Here is a 14,527-nt window from a genome sequence, read left to right as displayed (position 1 = left end):
CCGCTGCGCGAGCCCCCTCGGGGGGCAGCCTCCGGAGGGGGCGTGGGGGCCTCGTTCCTCGGCTCTGCCGGTCCGCTGCGCGAGCCCCCTCGGGGGGCAGCCCCCGGAAGGGGGCGTGGGGGCCTCAGTTACTAGTGGCGCGGACTTCCTCGATGGTGGTCACGCCGGCGAGCATCTTCTCCAGGCCGTCCTGTCGCAAGGTGCGCATGCCCTCGGCCATGGCCTGACGCTGGATCTGCTCGGCGCGAGCGCCGGTCTGGATGAGGCGCCGCAGCTCGCGCGAGACCACCAGCATCTCGTGCAGGCCGGCGCGCCCGCGCAGGCCGCTGTGGTCGCACTTGGGGCAGCCCGGTGAACGCCAGGCCTGCAGGCGGCCTTCCACGCCGTAGCGCTCCGCCCAGTCGGCCAGCAGCGCGTCGGTGGACGGCGCCGCGTCCGCGTCCAGCCAGGCGTGGCGGTAGTCGTGCAGCCACTCGTCCACTTCGTCCTCGTGGGCCGGGCGCTTCTCGCGGCAGTGCGGGCACAGCCGGCGCACCAGGCGCTGGGCCAGGACGGCCAGCAGCGAGTCGGCGAAGTTGAACGGATCCATGCCCATGTCGAGCAGGCGGGTGATGGTCTCGGCGGCGCTGTTGGTGTGCAGGGTCGACAGCACCAGGTGGCCGGTGAGCGAGGATTCGACGGCGATCTGCGCCGTCTCGTGGTCGCGGATCTCGCCCACCATGATCACGTCCGGATCGGCCCGCAGGAAGGCGCGCAGTGCCTTGGCGAAGGTCCAGTCGATCTTCGGGTTGACCTGCACCTGCCGCAGCCCGGGCTGGGTGATTTCCACCGGGTCCTCGGCCGTCCAGATCTTGCGGTCGGGCGTGTTGATGAAGTTCAGGGCCGAGTGCAGGGTCGTCGTCTTGCCGGAGCCGGTGGGGCCCACGCAGAGCACCATGCCGTAGGGGCGTTGCACGGCCGACTTGAGCGCCGAGAGATTGGCCGGCGACATGCCCAACTGGTCCACCGGAATCGGCCGGGCCGAGGCCAGGATGCGCAGCACCGCGTCCTCCAGCCCATTGGCGGTGGGAATGGTCGCCACGCGCAGCTCTATGGGGCAGTTGGCGACGAAGCGGTTGAAGGTGATCTTGCCGTCCTGCGGCCGGCGGCGCTCGGAGATGTCGAGGTCGCACATGATCTTCAGCCGCGCGATGAAGGCGGCGCGGTAGGTGTGCGGCAACTCCAGATAGGGCTTGAGCACGCCGTCGCGGCGAAAGCGGATGCGCAGCTTCTCGCGGCCGGGCTGCGTCTCGACGTGGATGTCCGAGACACCCTGGGAATGAGCCTCGACGATCATGGTGTTGATCAGTCGCACCAGCGAGTTGTCGCTCTGCTCGATCGGCGATTCGTCTTCCGCGTGCCCCGTGCCCTGGTCCTTGGATTCCTCCAGCGCGGCCAGCAGCTTGTCGGTGCCGCCTTCGTCGAAGTTGATCGCCCCGAGCGAATCGATCAGGCCGCCGGCGGTGCCGTCGTCGAAGCCGTGCTTCTGGTAGACCTGCAGCAGGCTGCGGGTGAGATGGTCGCCCTCGGGCAGCACCGGGACCACCTTGCACTGGGCGATGAACTCGGCTTCGTCCAGCACGTCGCGCCGCGAAGGATCCTCGATCGCCACCACCAGCCGACCGGGCAGCAACTGCAGCGGCAGCAGGCCCAGGCGCTTGGCCGCGGCCAATGGCACCCTGCGCACGGCCTCGGCCTGGATCGGATAGCTGTCGACGTCGACGATGGGATAGCCCATCTTGCGGGCCAGCGCGGTGCGCAGGTCCTCCCGCTTCACCGCCCCGCTGCGCACCAGCAGCTCGCCGAGCGGTATCGAGCGATCGCGGCGCTGCTCGGCCAGGGCGTCCTCGAGCTGTCCGGGGGTCACGAATCCCAGGCCGATCAAGGCTTCGCCGACGCGAACCATGGGCATGCGGGACTGGGCCTCCAGTGCCTGGGTCATCTGCTCCAGCGTGACGACCTTGTGGCTCATCAGCATGTCGCCGATGCGCTGCTCGCGCAGCCGGGACTGCTCCGACAGCGCCGCCTGGATCTGCGCCGGCGAGGCCGTGTCATCGGCCAGCAACTGCTCGCCGACCTTCGGGCCGATGTCTATCGAGTCATAAGCGGTGCGAGGGCAGAACATCCGCAGCACCGCGCCTTGTTCGCCCACTGGCGGGAAGAGGAACACGCCCTGCGCCACCTCCACGTGGCCCACGGTCTGGCCCTGGATGACACCGCCACCGATGAGGTGCACGGTGTAGTCGGCGCGGGGATGGAAGTCGAGCAACTGGCCCGGCGCGCCGGTGATCGCGCTGACGGCCGGCTTCAAGGGGGTGGTCAACGTCAGGCTGCGGAACTGCGACAGCCGCAGCGGCACGGTGGCTCGGGCAGGCGGCAGCTGCACCTGCGCCACGCCTTGGGCGAGGTCCATGCTGACGAGCCGCGCAGCCATGGCGTGCCCGTTCAGCCCGAGCACCTCGCAGGGCTCCTGCTCGATCGTCGGGATGGCCTGCGGATAGACCGCATAGGGCGGGGTCGGCCAGGCGAACGACGGCGCGGCCGGCTCGGGCGCGCGGCGCGGGGCGAGGGCGTCCAGCTCGATGGGCACCAGGGACAGTTGCGTTGACAGGTCGGACATGGCCGTTGGATCTTTCGGCCGCAGACCGGCCCGGTCCCGATGCTAGGCAAGCGCCGCCGTTGCGGCGCCCGGAAAAGACCATCGAGTCCGGCCCAATTCGCCGCCGCGGCGGGCGGCCGACACAATCCGCGCATGAACCTGCGTTTCGTCGAGGCCTTCTACTGGGTGGCCACGCTCAAGAGCGTCTCGCGCGCCGCCGAGAAGCTGTTCATCACCCAGTCGGCCATGTCCAGCCGCATCGCGTCGCTGGAGGACGAACTCGGCGTGCAGTTGCTGGACCGCAGGGACAAGCAGGTACGCCTCACGGCCGCCGGCAGCCGCTTCCTGGTGATGGCCGAGCGCCTGCTTTCGCTGCAGCGCGAGATCCGCGACGAGATGGGGCGCAGCGGCGAATCGGCCTTCAGCCTGCGCATCGGCGCGATCGAGTCGGTGCTGCATTCCTGGCTGATCGACTGGGTGCGCGAGATGCGCGCGGCCCAGCCGGGGCTGGAGCTGGAGCTGACGGTGGAGACGACGCCGGTGCTCGTCGAGCAGATGCGGCGCGGCCGGCTGGACCTCGCCCTGGCGGCCCTGCCGGCCTCGGGCGAAGGCTTGCGGCAGCAGGCCCTGCCGCCCATGCCGATGTGCTTCGTCGGACACGCCGGCCTGCACCGCAAGCGCCGCTACTCGCTCGATGACCTGGCGGCGCTGGAGCTGCTGACCTTCCAGCGCGGCTCGCAGCCGCACGTGGCGCTGATCGACCTGATGCGCCAGTCGGGCCACGCGAGGCCGCGGGTGCACGCAATCTCTTCGGTCTCCGCGATGGCGGGGCTGGTGGAAGGCGGGCTGGGCATCGCGACCCTGCCGGTGGCCGTGGTGCGGCGGCTGGCCGAGCGGCAGTCGCTGCGGGTGCTGCCGGCCGAGGCCGAGATGCCGCCGCTGCCGATCTTCCTGAGCTACCGCGACGATCCCGGCTCGGCCCTCACCCGCACGGTGGTGGATGCATTGCTCGGCTTCAAGGCGGTGCAGCCTGTGCCATCGAAGAAATCGATGAAGTCATAGAGAAATTTCTCGTTGGCGCCTCGGCCGGGCAGGCCAACACAATGCGCCCATCTCCAGACAAGAGGTGCGCAGATGAGCCAGGCGGACACGGCAAGAGGCGAGGCGGCCCACGACGCGGCGATCGACGCGGCACGGGCACGCGCCGCCATCCGCGAGGGCCGCATCGACGGTCACACGAGCGGGCTGGCGGGCCCCCACGTGCAGGGCAACGTGGTGATCCTTCCGCAGGCCTGGGCAGCGGAGTTCCGCGACTATTGCGAGGCCAACCCGCAAGCCTGCCCGCTGCTGGCGGTCTCGCAACCAGGCGACCCCGCGCTGCCCGCCCTGGGCGAGGGCATCGACATCCGCCACGACGTGCCGCGCTATCGCGTCTGGCGCCACGGCGAGCTGGTGGCCGAGCCGACGGACATCCAGGCGCTGTGGCGCGACGACCTGGTCACCTTCGTGATCGGCTGCTCCTTCTCCTTCGAGCAGGCCCTGCTCGACGACGGCGTGCCGCTGCGCCACGTGTCGCAGGGCCTGAACGTGGCGATGTACCGGAGCAACCGGCTCACCGTGCCGGCCGGCCGCTTCGCGGGGCCGATGGTCGTGTCCATGCGGCCGCTGAAGCCGGCCGACGCCGAGCGCGCCGCGCGCATCACCGCCCGCTATCCCCGCGTGCACGGTGCCCCGGTGCACATCGGCGATCCGGCGGCCTTGGGGCTTGCCGACCTGGGGCGCCCGGACTACGGCGACCCGGTGGAAGTGCGGGACGACGAGGTCCCGGTGTTCTGGGCCTGTGGCGTCACCCCCCAGGCGGCGCTGGCCGCCGCGCGGCCCGAGTTCTGCATCACCCACGCGCCCGGCGCGATGCTGATCACCGACCTGCTGAACCACCAGCTGGCGGATTGACAGCCGCCGGCAGCAGACCGACAACCAAGGAGACAAGGCATGAACCACACCACCACCGCTGCTGCCCCGGGGACTGAACCTGCGCGGCCCGCCTCCTGGCTCGGCCAGCTGGACCGCGGCGAGCGGCGCACGCTGGCGGCGTCCTTCGGCGGCTATGCCGTCGACTCCTTCGACTACTACACGCTGCCGCTGGTGACACCCATCCTGCTGAGCCTGTGGGGCATCAGCAAGACCGAGGTCGGCCTCATCGGCACCGCGACGCTCGTGTCGTCGGCGCTCGGCGGCTGGCTGGCCGGCATCCTGGCCGATCGATACGGCCGGGTCCGCATCCTGCAGCTGACCATCCTCGTCTTCGCGGTCTTCACCTTCGCCTGCGGCCTGGCGCAGACACCCGGGCAGCTGATGCTGGCCCGCGCCCTGCAGGGCCTGGGCTTCGGCGGCGAATGGGCGGTCGGCTCGGTGCTGATCGCCGAGGCGATCCGGGCCGAGCACCGCGGCAAGGCGGTCGGGCTGGTGCAGAGCAGCTGGGCGATCGGCTGGGGCGCGGCGGTGCTCGTCTCGGTGGCGCTGTTCTCGTGGCTGCCACCGGAGACGTCTTGGCGCGTGATGTTCATGCTGGGCCTGGTGCCGGCGGTGCTGGTCCTGTTCATCCGCCGCTCGATCAAGGACCCCGAGGTCTACCTGCAGACGCGCCGCGAGGTGAAGGCCGGGCGTCGCGGCGGCCACTTCATGGACATCTTCAAGCCGCGCATCCTGGGTCGCACCGTGCTGGCCAGCCTGATGTTCACCGGCATGCAGGGCGGCTACTACGCCATCAGCGTCTGGCTGCCGACCTTCCTGAAGAACGAGCGCCACCTGACGGTGCTCGGCAGCGGCGGCTACCAGGCGATGTTCATCGTCGGCGCGTTCACCGGCTACCTCACCGGGGCGTGGCTGTCGGACCGGCTGGGGCGGCGCGCCGCCTTCATGCTCTTCGCCCTGGCCGCAGGTTCGCTCGTCGTGGCCTACACCCTGCTGCCGATCACCGACTCGACCATGCTGCTGCTGGGCTTCCCGCTGGGCTTCTTCATGTCGGGCATCTTCAGCGGCGCAGGCGCCTTCCTGGCCGAGCTCTTCCCGAACGAGATCCGCGGATCGGGACAGGGCTTCTGCTACAACTTCGGGCGAGGCATAGGCTCGACCTTCCCCGCCCTGGTCGGCCTGCTCAGCGACAAGATGCATTTCTCGCTCGCCACTGCCATCGGCCTGTGTGCCGGTACCGCCTATGCCCTGGTGGTGATCGCCGCGTTCGTGCTGCCCGAGACCCGCGGCCGCGACCTGCGCCAGAACTGAAGCCTTCTCCTTCCTTCGACTGGACTCTCTTCATGAATGCATCGTCGACCTCGCGCTGGCAGTTCTGGATCGACCGCGGCGGCACCTTCACCGACATCGTCGCGCGCCGGCCCGACGGCACGCTGGCCACCGCCAAGCTGCTGAGCGAGAACCCCGAGGCTTACCGCGACGCCGCCATCGAGGGCATCCGACGCCTGCTGCAGCTGGCGCCCGGCGAACCCATCACGCCGGATCGCGTGGAATGCGTGAAGATGGGCACCACGGTCGCCACCAATGCCTTGCTCGAGCGCAAGGGCGACCGCACGCTGCTGGTCACCAGCCGCGGCTTCCGGGATGCGTTGCGCATCGCCTACCAGGCCCGGCCCAGGCTTTTCGATCGCCACATCGTGCTGCCCGAGCTGCTGTACGAGCAAGTGATCGAGGCGAACGAACGCGTCGGCGCGCAGGGGGAGGTGGTGCAGCCCCTCGACGAGCAGGCGCTGGCTGCCGCGCTGGCCGGAGCGCATGCCGCCGGCATCCGCGCCTGCGCCATCGTCTTCATGCACGGCTACCGCTACCCGGCGCACGAGCAGGCCGCAGCGCGCCTGGCGCGCGCGGCGGGCTTCACGCAGGTGAGCGTCTCGCACGAGGTGAGCCCGCTGATGAAGCTGGTGGCCCGCGGCGACACCACGGTGGTCGATGCCTATCTCTCGCCCATCCTGCGCCGCTACGTCGAGCAGGTGGCGCGCGAGATGCCGGGGGTGCCGCTGTACTTCATGCAGAGTTCCGGGGGCCTCACCGAGGCCGGTCGCTTCCAGGGCAAGGATGCCATCCTTTCCGGGCCGGCCGGCGGCATCGTCGGCATGGTGCGAACGGCCCAGGCCGCGGGGCACGACAAGGTGATCGGCTTCGACATGGGCGGCACCTCGACCGACGTGTCGCACTTCGCCGGGGAGTTCGAGCGCGCCTTCGACACGCAGGTCGCCGGCGTGCGGGTGCGGGCTCCGATGATGAGCATCCACACGGTCGCCGCCGGCGGCGGCTCGGTGATCCGCTTCGACGGCGCCCGCCTGCGGGTGGGGCCGGAATCGGCGGGTGCGAACCCGGGCCCGGCCAGCTACCGGCGCGGCGGGCCATTGGCCACCACGGATGCGAACGTGATGCTCGGCAAGATCCAGCCGCGCTGGTTCCCCAAGGTCTTCGGGCCGGCCGGCGACCAGCCGCTCGACCGCGATGCGGTGGAGCGCCGATTCGCCGAAGTGGCCACGCAGATGAGCGAAGCGAGCGGCCGGACGATCAGCGCCGAAGAGGTTGCCGGCGGCGCGTTGAAGATCGCCGTCGCCAACATGGCCGGTGCGATCAAGCGCATCTCGGTGGCCCGCGGCTACGACGTCACCCGCTACACCCTGCAGTGCTTCGGCGGCGCCGGCGGCCAGCATGCCTGCCTGGTCGCCGATGCGCTGGGCATGACGCGCATCCTGGTGCACCCGCTGGCCGGCGTGCTCTCGGCCTACGGCATGGGCCTGGCCGACCAGATCGCGATGCGCGAGGCGTCCGTCGAGCAGGCTTTCGATCCGGCCGGCCTGGCCGCGGCTCGCGAACGGTCGGCGGCGCTGGCCGGGCAGGCGCAAGCCGAACTGCGCGGCCAGGGGCTGGACGACGAGCGCATCGCCACCCGCATCGGCCTGCTGCTGCGCTACGAGGGCACGGACACCGCGCTGCGCGTGGACCTGCCAACCGGCGACGGCGAGCCCGTGGTCGCGCTCGCCGGCATGCAAGCCGACTTCGAGGCGTCCTACCGGCAGCGCTTTGCCTTCCTGATGGAGGGACGGGCACTCGTCATCGAGGCCGTGTCGGTGGAGGCCACCGGCGCCAGCGACGAGCGGCTGTCGACCAGCGGCCTCGCGGCAGCCGAGCCGCATCGCCCGCCACCCGTGCAGGCGGTGCGCATGTACACCGAGGATGCGCAGGGCCACGGCAGCTGGCACAGCGCCGGCCTGTACCTCCGGGATGAGCTCCAGCCGGGCGCGACCATCGCCGGCCCGGCCATCATCGCCGAGGCCAATGCCACCACCGTGGTCGAGATCGGCTGGCAGGCCCGCCTGACCGAAGGAGGCCCGCTGGAGCTGGAGCGCGTCCAGGCCCGGCAGGTGCGCCATGCGATCGGCACGCAGGTGGATCCGGTGATGCTGGAGGTGTTCAACAACCTGTTCATGAACATCGCCGAGCAGATGGGCCTGCGCCTGCAGAACACGGCCGTGTCGGTCAACATCAAGGAGCGGCTGGATTTCTCCTGCGCGCTGTTCGATGCTGCCGGCCAGCTCATCGCCAACGCGCCGCACATGCCGGTGCATCTGGGCTCGATGAGCGAATCGATCCAGACCGTGATCGCCGGCAACCCGGAGATGCGGCGCGGCGACGTGTACGTGTTGAATGACCCGTACCACGGCGGCACGCACCTGCCGGACGTGACGGTGGTGACACCCGTGTACCTCGACGAGGCCGACCCGAAGCCTTCGTTCTACGTGGCCAGCCGCGGCCACCACGCCGACATCGGAGGCCTGACGCCCGGCTCGATGCCGCCGATGTCGCGGCGCATCGAGGAGGAGGGCGTGCTGATCGACAACTTCCTGCTCGTGCGCGACGGCCGCCTGAGGGAGGCGCAGTTCCTCGACCTGCTCGCCTCCGGCCCGTACCCGGCTCGCAACCCGGCGCAGACGTTGGCCGACCTCCGCGCGCAGATCGCCGCCAACGAGAAGGGCGTGCAGGAGCTGCGCGCGATGGTGGCCCAGTTCGGCCGCGAGACGGTGGCCGCCTACATGGGCCACGTGCAGGCCAACGCCGAAGAATCGGTGCGCCGCGTCATCACCGCCTTGAAGGACGGCCAGTTCACGCTGCCGCTGGACAACGGCGCGCAGATCCGGGTGAAGGTCACCGTGGATGCGGCCGCCCGCGGAGCGACGATCGACTTCAGCGGCACCAGCCCGCAGGCCGACAACAACTTCAACGCGCCCAAGTCGGTCACCATGGCGGCCGTGCTGTACGTCTTCCGCACCCTGGTGGACGACGACATCCCGCTCAACGCCGGCTGCCTGAAGCCGTTGAAGGTGATCGTGCCCGAAGGCTCGCTGCTGAACCCCCGCTCGCCGGCTGCGGTCGTGGCGGGCAACGTCGAGACCTCGCAGTGCGTGACCAATGCGCTCTACGGCGCGCTGGGCGTGATGGCCTCGGGCCCCTGCACGATGAACAACTTCACCTTCGGCGACGCGAAGCACCAGTACTACGAAACGATCTCGGGGGGCTCGGGCGCAGGCCCGGGCTTCGACGGGACGGCGGTGGTGCAGACGCACATGACCAACTCCTACCTCACCGATCCGGAGGTGCTGGAGTTCCGCTTCCCGGTGCGGCTCGAGGGCTACAAGATCCGCGCCGGCTCGGGCGGTGCCGGGCGCTGGCGCGGCGGCGATGGGGGCACGCGCCGCGTACGGTTCCTCGCACCGATGACGGCGTCCATCCTCAGCAACGGGCGCGTGCACCCGGCTTTCGGCATGGCAGGTGGGCAGCCTGGCGCATTGGGAGCGAACCGCGTCGAGCGGGCCGACGGGCACGTCGAGCCCCTGCCGCACATCGCCTCGGTGCAGATGGGCGTCGGAGATGTCTTCGTCGTCGAGACGCCAGGCGGTGGCGGCTACGGAGAGGCTCGATGAGCCCACCGACCTTCCTGCTCACCGGCTTCGAGCCCTTCGGCGGCGAATCGATCAATCCCAGCTGGGAGGTGGCGCGGGCCCTGGAGGGCGAGCGATTCGGCGAGGCCGTGGTCGTGGCGAGCCGGTTGCCGTGCTGCTTCGGAGATGCCGCTGCGCGCCTGCGCCAGCTGCTGGACGAGCTCCGGCCGCAATGGGTGCTGGCCCTGGGCCAGGCCGCGGGGCGCGCGGACTTTTCGATCGAGCGCATCGCCATCAACATCGACGATGCCCGCATCGCCGACAACGCCGGCGCGCAGCCTGTAGACGTGCCGGTGGTGGAGGGCGGCCCGGCGGCCTTCTTCGCCACGCTGCCGATCAAGGCGATGGTGGCCGGCCTGCGCGAAGCCGGCCTGCCGGCGTCCATCTCGCAGACCGCCGGCACCTTCGTCTGCAACCACGTCTTCTACGCACTCATGCACGCGGTGCAGGGCCGTGCCGGTGTGCGCGGCGGCTTCATGCACCTGCCCTTGCTGCCGGAGCAGGCGGTGCGCCAGCCGGGCCTGCCTTCGATGCCGCTGTCGACGATGATCGATGGGGTTCGCCTCGCCCTTCGCGTGGCCGCGAGACACCGCGGCGACGACGCTCACCAGGCCGAAGGGCAGGTGGCCTGATCAACCGGGCGGGTCTTCGTCGCCGTCCTTGTAGGCGCGCCAGCCGCCGATCGCCTGGCGCATCAATGCGACCTGGCGCACGAAGCGCGGGCAGGCCACGCAGATGGCCAGGTGCATGCGCAGGCGCAGGCGGTCGGCCCACGACAGCGGCTGGTCTTCACCCTGGAGCACCAGGTGGGTCGCCTCCCGGCAGTCGATCTTCCAGCTCATGCCACACCCCCGGCGCCGCCCGCCCCATGCTTGTCGAACCAGCTCACCTGAAGGCAATCGCGCAGGCGCAGCCGGGCACGGTGCAACAGCACCCACAGGTTGGTCGTGGTGATGGCCAGTTCCTTGCAGATCTCGTCGGTCTCCAGCTCCAGCCATTCGCGCATCATGAAGACGCGGCCCTGGGTGGCGGGCAGCTTCTCGACGCAGGCGTCCAGGACGCTCAGGAACTGGCGCTGGCCGCACAGCGCCTCGGGCTGGTCGGCCCAGTCGACCGGTGTTTCGCGCCAGTGGCCGGTCTCGTCGAACATCAGGGCGTCCAGGTCCTCTGCGTCTTCGCGGTCGAGCACCGTCGCCTCGCGGGACTGGCGGCGCAGCTGGTCGATCAGCTTGTGCTTGAGAATGCCGACGAGCCAGGTCTTCAGTGCCGAACCGCCGGCGAAGGCCTGGGGCCGCTCCAGCGCGGCCAGCAGGGTGTCGGACACGGCGTCCTCGGCCCAGGCGTCGTTGCGAAGCTGGCTGCGCGCGTATCGCAACAACTGGGGTCGCAAGGCCTCGACCTGCTGCGCAAAATCCGTCATTGGGGGCGCCTGTGATGGATAGGTTGGCCGGCAGTGTAAGGAACTCCCGCGCCGGTCGACCGATGCCTGTCCCGATCTTCAACTTTCCAAGGAGACCATTGCCATGAACCAGCCTCGCCAGATCGTCGCCTCCGCCCTCGCCAGCGTCCTCGCCCTGGGCCTCGCCAGTGCCGGCGCCCACGCCGCGGACAACGGCAAGGAGAAGTGCTACGGCATCGTCAAGGCCGGCCAGAACGATTGCGCCAACCTCAGCGGCAGCCACTCCTGCGCCGGCCAGTCCAAGACCGACATGGACGCCAACGAGTGGAAGTACGTCGCCAAGGGCACCTGCAAGGGCCTGAACGGGATGACGGCGGAAGAAGCCAAGGCCAAGACCAAGAAGTAAGCCGGGCACTCGAGCCGCCGCAGGAGCGCCTTCCATGGACCTTCACGCCACCGGCATCGGCTGGCGCCAGCCTCACTACCGCGAGCTGCTGGAGCGCCGGCCGGTGCTGGGCTTCATCGAAGTCCACTCCGAGAACTTCTTCGGCGAGGGTGGCGCGGCCCTGCGGTTGCTGGACGAGGCGCGCCGCCACTACGAGCTGAGCCTGCACGGCGTCGGCCTGGCCCTCGGCTCCGCCGCGGGGCTGGACCCGTGGCATCTGGACAGGCTGGCGGCCCTGGTCGATCGCATGGAGCCGGTGCGGGTGTCAGACCACGCCAGCTTCGCTCGCGTCGCGATGCCCGGGCGTGCCGAGCCGGTCCATGGCATCGACCTGCTGCCCATCGCCTTCACCGAGGCGTCGCTCGACCTGATGGTGGAGCACGTCCAGCAGGTGCAGGAGAGGCTGAAGCGCCCGCTGCTGGTCGAGAACATTTCCGCCTACCTGGCCTGGGAGGACGACCACCTCGCCGAGCCCGAGTTCTTCAACCGGCTGGCGCGTCGCAGCGGCTGCGGCCTGCTGCTGGACGTCAACAACCTGGTCGTGAACAGTCTCAATCGCGGCGTGGCTGACCCGGTGGCCGACGCCTGCGCCTGGGTCGATGCCCTCGATCCCTCCATCGTCGGCGAGATCCATCTGGCCGGCTACGACGACAGCGGCCCGCTGGTCATCGACGACCATGGTTCTGCGGTCCATCCGCCGGTGTGGCAGGTGTTCCGCCACGCCGTGGCCCGCCTGGGTCGCACGCCTACTCTCATCGAGTGGGACACCGAGCTGCCCAAGCTGGACGTGCTGCTGGCGGAAGCCCGGCGCGCCGAGGAGTGGTTGCCATGAGCCGCGTGGACGAAGCAGCGCGGCAGCAAGCCCTGCTCGCGGCCTTGCGTGCCGTGCAGTCCCAAGATCTGCCCCCACGTTCGCAAGGCTTGCGAGGGCGCTCCGCAGAGCCCCTGGCCGGCTTGCAGGCCTACCGTGCCAACGCTCAGGCCGTGGCCGAGCGGTCGCTGGCGGCCGCCTACCCGGTGCTCGCTCAGCTCATCGGCGACGAGGCGATGGCGGCGCTGGCGAGGGACCTGTGGCGCATCGATCCGCCGGTCAAGGGCGACCTCGCCTGGTTCGGTGCCGGCCTGGCCGAGTGGCTGGCGGGCATAGAGGCCTTCGCCGAGTTGCCCTACCTGCCGGACGTGGCGCGGCTCGAATGGCTAGTCCATCGAGCGCAGATGGCGGCGGATCCCTCCGATGCCTCGCCGGACCTGCAGCCGCTGGCCGGTGATCCCGACACTTTGCAGGTGCGCTTCACCGCGGGCAGCGCGCCTGTCGAGTCGGCCTGGCCGGTGCTGCGCCTCTGGCGAGCGCACCAGACGAAGCAAGACGTCGAGCCCGACCTGACGGAAGTGCGTGCCGCGCTGGTGGCGCGCGAAGGTGACATCGCCTGGATATGGCGGCGCGGTCACCGGGTCGATGTGGCCGCGCTGTCCACCGGCGAGCACGAATTCCATCGCCGCCTGCTGGGCGGCGAGGCCCTGGGCCCGGCCTTGTCCTGCACGCTGGGCAAGCATCCTGATTTCAGTTTCGAACACTGGTTGACGCGCGCCCTGCGCGAAGGCTGGCTGGCCGGATTCGCCGGCGCCGTTCCCATTCCCACCTGAAGGAGAGATCCCATGTTCACAGCGCCTCCTGTGCTGGCGCGCGCCTGGCTGCGCGCGGTCGGCTGGCTCGAAGCCCTGCAGCCGCTGGCGCAGCTCGCCGCGCGGCTTTACATCGCCCGCGTCTTCTTCCTCTCGGGCCTGACCAAGACCCGCGACTGGGACACGACGCTGGCGCTGTTCGCGGACGAATACCACGTGCCGCTGTTGCCGCCCGAGGTGGCGGCCTTCGCTGGCACGGCGGGCGAGCTGGTGCTGCCTGTGCTTCTGGCCTTGGGCCTGGCCGGCCGATTCAGCGCGATGGGCCTGTTCGTGCTCAACATCGTGGCCGCGATCAGCCTGACCGACATCGCCGACGCAGCGCTGCAGCAGCACGTGTTCTGGGGCAGCCTGCTGGCCGGGTTGATCCTCTGGGGGCCGGGCAAGTGGTCGCTCGATCGATTCGTGGCGCCGGGCTTCCTCGGCATGGCGCCGGCGCGGCGGGCCGTGCCGGTCACCGCGGGTGGTGCGGGAAGCTGAGCAGCATCGGCGAGGGGACTCGCCCGTTTTCGTCTCGTGGCAGCACGGCCGTCTTGTCGATGGCCTTCAGCACGGCCTCGTCCCAAGCCGGAACGCCGCTCGACTTGACCAGGACCGACTTGGTGATGGTGCCGTCGGGAAGCACGATGATCCGCACTTCGGTCGTCGGGTTGCCTTCCAGCTCGAAGGGGAAGCTGATGTTCGGCCGCACCCGGCCGATGATCCGGCCGGCATAACTCGCCGATGGGCCGGCATCACGGGCGGCGGTGCCGGTGCTGCCGGGTTCGCCGGTGCCGGCGAGCTGCTCGTTCATGCGCTTGAGCTGGTCTTGCCGGGCCTTCTCGCGGGCGGCCGCGGCGGCCTGGTCCTTGCGGGCCTGCTCCTGCTTGTCGAGCTCGCGTTGCTTCGCCTCGGCCTTTTCCTTGGCTTGCTGTTCCTTCTCGGCCTCTTTCTGCGCCTGCTCCTTGCGCTCTTTCTCTTCGCGCTGGCGCTTCTCGCGGGCCTTCTGGTCCAGGGCCTCCTGGCGCTCCTTCTCGAGCTTTTGCTGGCGGGCCTTCTCGATCGCGATCTCGGCATCGCGCTCCGCCGCCGTGGGTTGCGGCGTGGTCGTGGGAGGCGGGGGAGGGGGCGGCGCCACGGTGGGCTCCGGCTGCGGCTCGGGGCGCGGTGCAGCGATCTCGGGCACGGCCGACCAGAGCTCTGCCGTGACGCCTTCGGGCTCCTCGGTGTGCCACTGGACGCCCAGCGCGAGGGCGATGATCAGCAAGGCATGCGCGGCCATCGACAGGCCGGCGCCCAGGGGCCGGTTGTCGGCACTGGGCGGGCGCAAGGCGTCGCGCGGGATCGTCAGCGACTTCAGCGGATGCCGGGGGTCGAACGACGATTCGGCGTGCAAC

General features: G+C 70.2%; 13 protein-coding genes. 9 read left to right on the top strand and 4 right to left on the bottom strand.

The window, feature by feature from the left end:
• Positions 1-124: 124 nt before the first annotated feature.
• Positions 125-2,659 (bottom strand): GspE/PulE family protein, encoded by a 2,535-nt coding sequence (locus tag ACS5PM_RS03740; protein WP_439385545.1) that lies wholly within the window; start codon positions 2,657-2,659, stop codon positions 125-127.
• Between the two features lie 132 nt (positions 2,660-2,791).
• Here ACS5PM_RS03740 and ACS5PM_RS03735 point away from each other — a divergent pair, with 132 nt between their 5' ends.
• From ACS5PM_RS03735 to pcp, 5 genes are all read left to right on the top strand, one after another.
• Positions 2,792-3,700 carry a LysR family transcriptional regulator gene (locus tag ACS5PM_RS03735; protein WP_439385543.1) on the top strand — a complete coding sequence of 303 codons (909 nt, stop codon included), beginning with the start codon at positions 2,792-2,794 and terminating at the stop codon, positions 3,698-3,700.
• 72 nt (positions 3,701-3,772) lie between these two features.
• Complete coding sequence (locus ACS5PM_RS03730; RefSeq protein WP_439385541.1) at positions 3,773-4,591, top strand: putative hydro-lyase; 819 nt, start codon at positions 3,773-3,775, stop codon at positions 4,589-4,591.
• 39 nt (positions 4,592-4,630) lie between these two features.
• Complete coding sequence (locus ACS5PM_RS03725; protein WP_439385539.1) at positions 4,631-5,923, top strand: MFS transporter; 1,293 nt, start codon at positions 4,631-4,633, stop codon at positions 5,921-5,923.
• Positions 5,924-5,955: 32 nt separating this feature from the next.
• Positions 5,956-9,609, top strand: a complete 3,654-nt coding sequence (locus ACS5PM_RS03720) for a hydantoinase B/oxoprolinase family protein (protein WP_439385537.1) — start codon at positions 5,956-5,958, stop codon at positions 9,607-9,609.
• Positions 9,606-10,259 carry a pyroglutamyl-peptidase I gene (gene pcp, locus ACS5PM_RS03715; protein WP_439385535.1) on the top strand — a complete coding sequence of 218 codons (654 nt, stop codon included), beginning with the start codon at positions 9,606-9,608 and terminating at the stop codon, positions 10,257-10,259. Before ACS5PM_RS03720 ends, pcp begins: the two co-directional genes overlap by 4 nt.
• On the opposite strand, the gene ACS5PM_RS03710 is transcribed toward pcp, so the two are convergent.
• Both ACS5PM_RS03710 and ACS5PM_RS03705 read right to left on the bottom strand, forming a co-directional pair.
• Positions 10,260-10,469: a zf-HC2 domain-containing protein gene (locus tag ACS5PM_RS03710; RefSeq protein ID WP_439385533.1), complete on the bottom strand. Its 210-nt coding sequence runs from the start codon at positions 10,467-10,469 to the stop codon at positions 10,260-10,262.
• The gene (locus ACS5PM_RS03705) at positions 10,466-11,047 is read right to left on the bottom strand and encodes a sigma-70 family RNA polymerase sigma factor (protein ID WP_439385531.1); all 582 of its coding nucleotides are present in this window, start codon (positions 11,045-11,047) and stop codon (positions 10,466-10,468) included. The genes ACS5PM_RS03710 and ACS5PM_RS03705 overlap by 4 nt, the downstream gene beginning before the upstream one ends.
• A gap of 103 nt (positions 11,048-11,150) precedes the next feature.
• Here ACS5PM_RS03705 and ACS5PM_RS03700 point away from each other — a divergent pair, with 103 nt between their 5' ends.
• Genes ACS5PM_RS03700 through ACS5PM_RS03685 form a run of 4 tightly spaced genes read left to right on the top strand, consistent with a single transcriptional unit; the run spans position 11,151 to position 13,631 of the window.
• Positions 11,151-11,432: a BufA1 family periplasmic bufferin-type metallophore gene (locus ACS5PM_RS03700; RefSeq protein WP_439385528.1), complete on the top strand. Its 282-nt coding sequence runs from the start codon at positions 11,151-11,153 to the stop codon at positions 11,430-11,432.
• Positions 11,433-11,466: 34 nt separating this feature from the next.
• Positions 11,467-12,303: an MbnB/TglH/ChrH family RiPP precursor modification enzyme gene (locus tag ACS5PM_RS03695; protein ID WP_439385526.1), complete on the top strand. Its 837-nt coding sequence runs from the start codon at positions 11,467-11,469 to the stop codon at positions 12,301-12,303.
• Positions 12,300-13,115, top strand: coding sequence for an HvfC/BufC family peptide modification chaperone (locus ACS5PM_RS03690; RefSeq protein ID WP_439385524.1), 816 nt, complete (start codon positions 12,300-12,302; stop codon positions 13,113-13,115). Before ACS5PM_RS03695 ends, ACS5PM_RS03690 begins: the two co-directional genes overlap by 4 nt.
• 12 nt (positions 13,116-13,127) lie before the next feature.
• Complete coding sequence (locus ACS5PM_RS03685; protein ID WP_439385522.1) at positions 13,128-13,631, top strand: DoxX family protein; 504 nt, start codon at positions 13,128-13,130, stop codon at positions 13,629-13,631.
• Here ACS5PM_RS03685 and tolA read toward each other — a convergent pair.
• On the bottom strand, positions 13,606-14,526 hold the full coding sequence (gene tolA, locus ACS5PM_RS03680; RefSeq protein WP_439385520.1) for a cell envelope integrity protein TolA: 921 nt from the start codon (positions 14,524-14,526) through the stop codon (positions 13,606-13,608). The two genes, ACS5PM_RS03685 and tolA, sit on opposite strands and share 26 nt — an antisense overlap.
• Between the last annotated feature and the right edge of the window lies 1 nt (position 14,527).

Origin of the sequence: Ideonella flava (assembly GCF_051857595.1) — a bacterium.
In the GTDB taxonomy this organism is placed as follows: domain Bacteria; phylum Pseudomonadota; class Gammaproteobacteria; order Burkholderiales; family Burkholderiaceae_C; genus Ideonella.
Note: the sequence above shows the minus strand (reverse complement) of the source record. Positions and strands in the feature narration are given on the sequence as shown.

Excerpts from the sequence above, each read along its gene's own strand:
- ACS5PM_RS03705 (WP_439385531.1), bottom strand. The coding sequence starts at position 11,047 with ATGACGGATTTTGCGCAGCAGGTCGAGGCCTTGCGACCCCAGTTGTTG.
- ACS5PM_RS03730 (WP_439385541.1), top strand. The coding sequence starts at position 3,773 with ATGAGCCAGGCGGACACGGCAAGAGGCGAGGCGGCCCACGACGCGGCG.
- ACS5PM_RS03725 (WP_439385539.1), top strand. The coding sequence starts at position 4,631 with ATGAACCACACCACCACCGCTGCTGCCCCGGGGACTGAACCTGCGCGG.
- ACS5PM_RS03690 (WP_439385524.1), top strand. The coding sequence starts at position 12,300 with ATGAGCCGCGTGGACGAAGCAGCGCGGCAGCAAGCCCTGCTCGCGGCC.
- ACS5PM_RS03685 (WP_439385522.1), top strand. The coding sequence starts at position 13,128 with ATGTTCACAGCGCCTCCTGTGCTGGCGCGCGCCTGGCTGCGCGCGGTC.
- ACS5PM_RS03720 (WP_439385537.1), top strand. The coding sequence starts at position 5,956 with ATGAATGCATCGTCGACCTCGCGCTGGCAGTTCTGGATCGACCGCGGC.
- ACS5PM_RS03710 (WP_439385533.1), bottom strand. The coding sequence starts at position 10,469 with ATGAGCTGGAAGATCGACTGCCGGGAGGCGACCCACCTGGTGCTCCAG.
- ACS5PM_RS03700 (WP_439385528.1), top strand. The coding sequence starts at position 11,151 with ATGAACCAGCCTCGCCAGATCGTCGCCTCCGCCCTCGCCAGCGTCCTC.
- ACS5PM_RS03740 (WP_439385545.1), bottom strand. The coding sequence starts at position 2,659 with ATGTCCGACCTGTCAACGCAACTGTCCCTGGTGCCCATCGAGCTGGAC.
- ACS5PM_RS03735 (WP_439385543.1), top strand. The coding sequence starts at position 2,792 with ATGAACCTGCGTTTCGTCGAGGCCTTCTACTGGGTGGCCACGCTCAAG.
- pcp (WP_439385535.1), top strand. The coding sequence starts at position 9,606 with ATGAGCCCACCGACCTTCCTGCTCACCGGCTTCGAGCCCTTCGGCGGC.
- ACS5PM_RS03695 (WP_439385526.1), top strand. The coding sequence starts at position 11,467 with ATGGACCTTCACGCCACCGGCATCGGCTGGCGCCAGCCTCACTACCGC.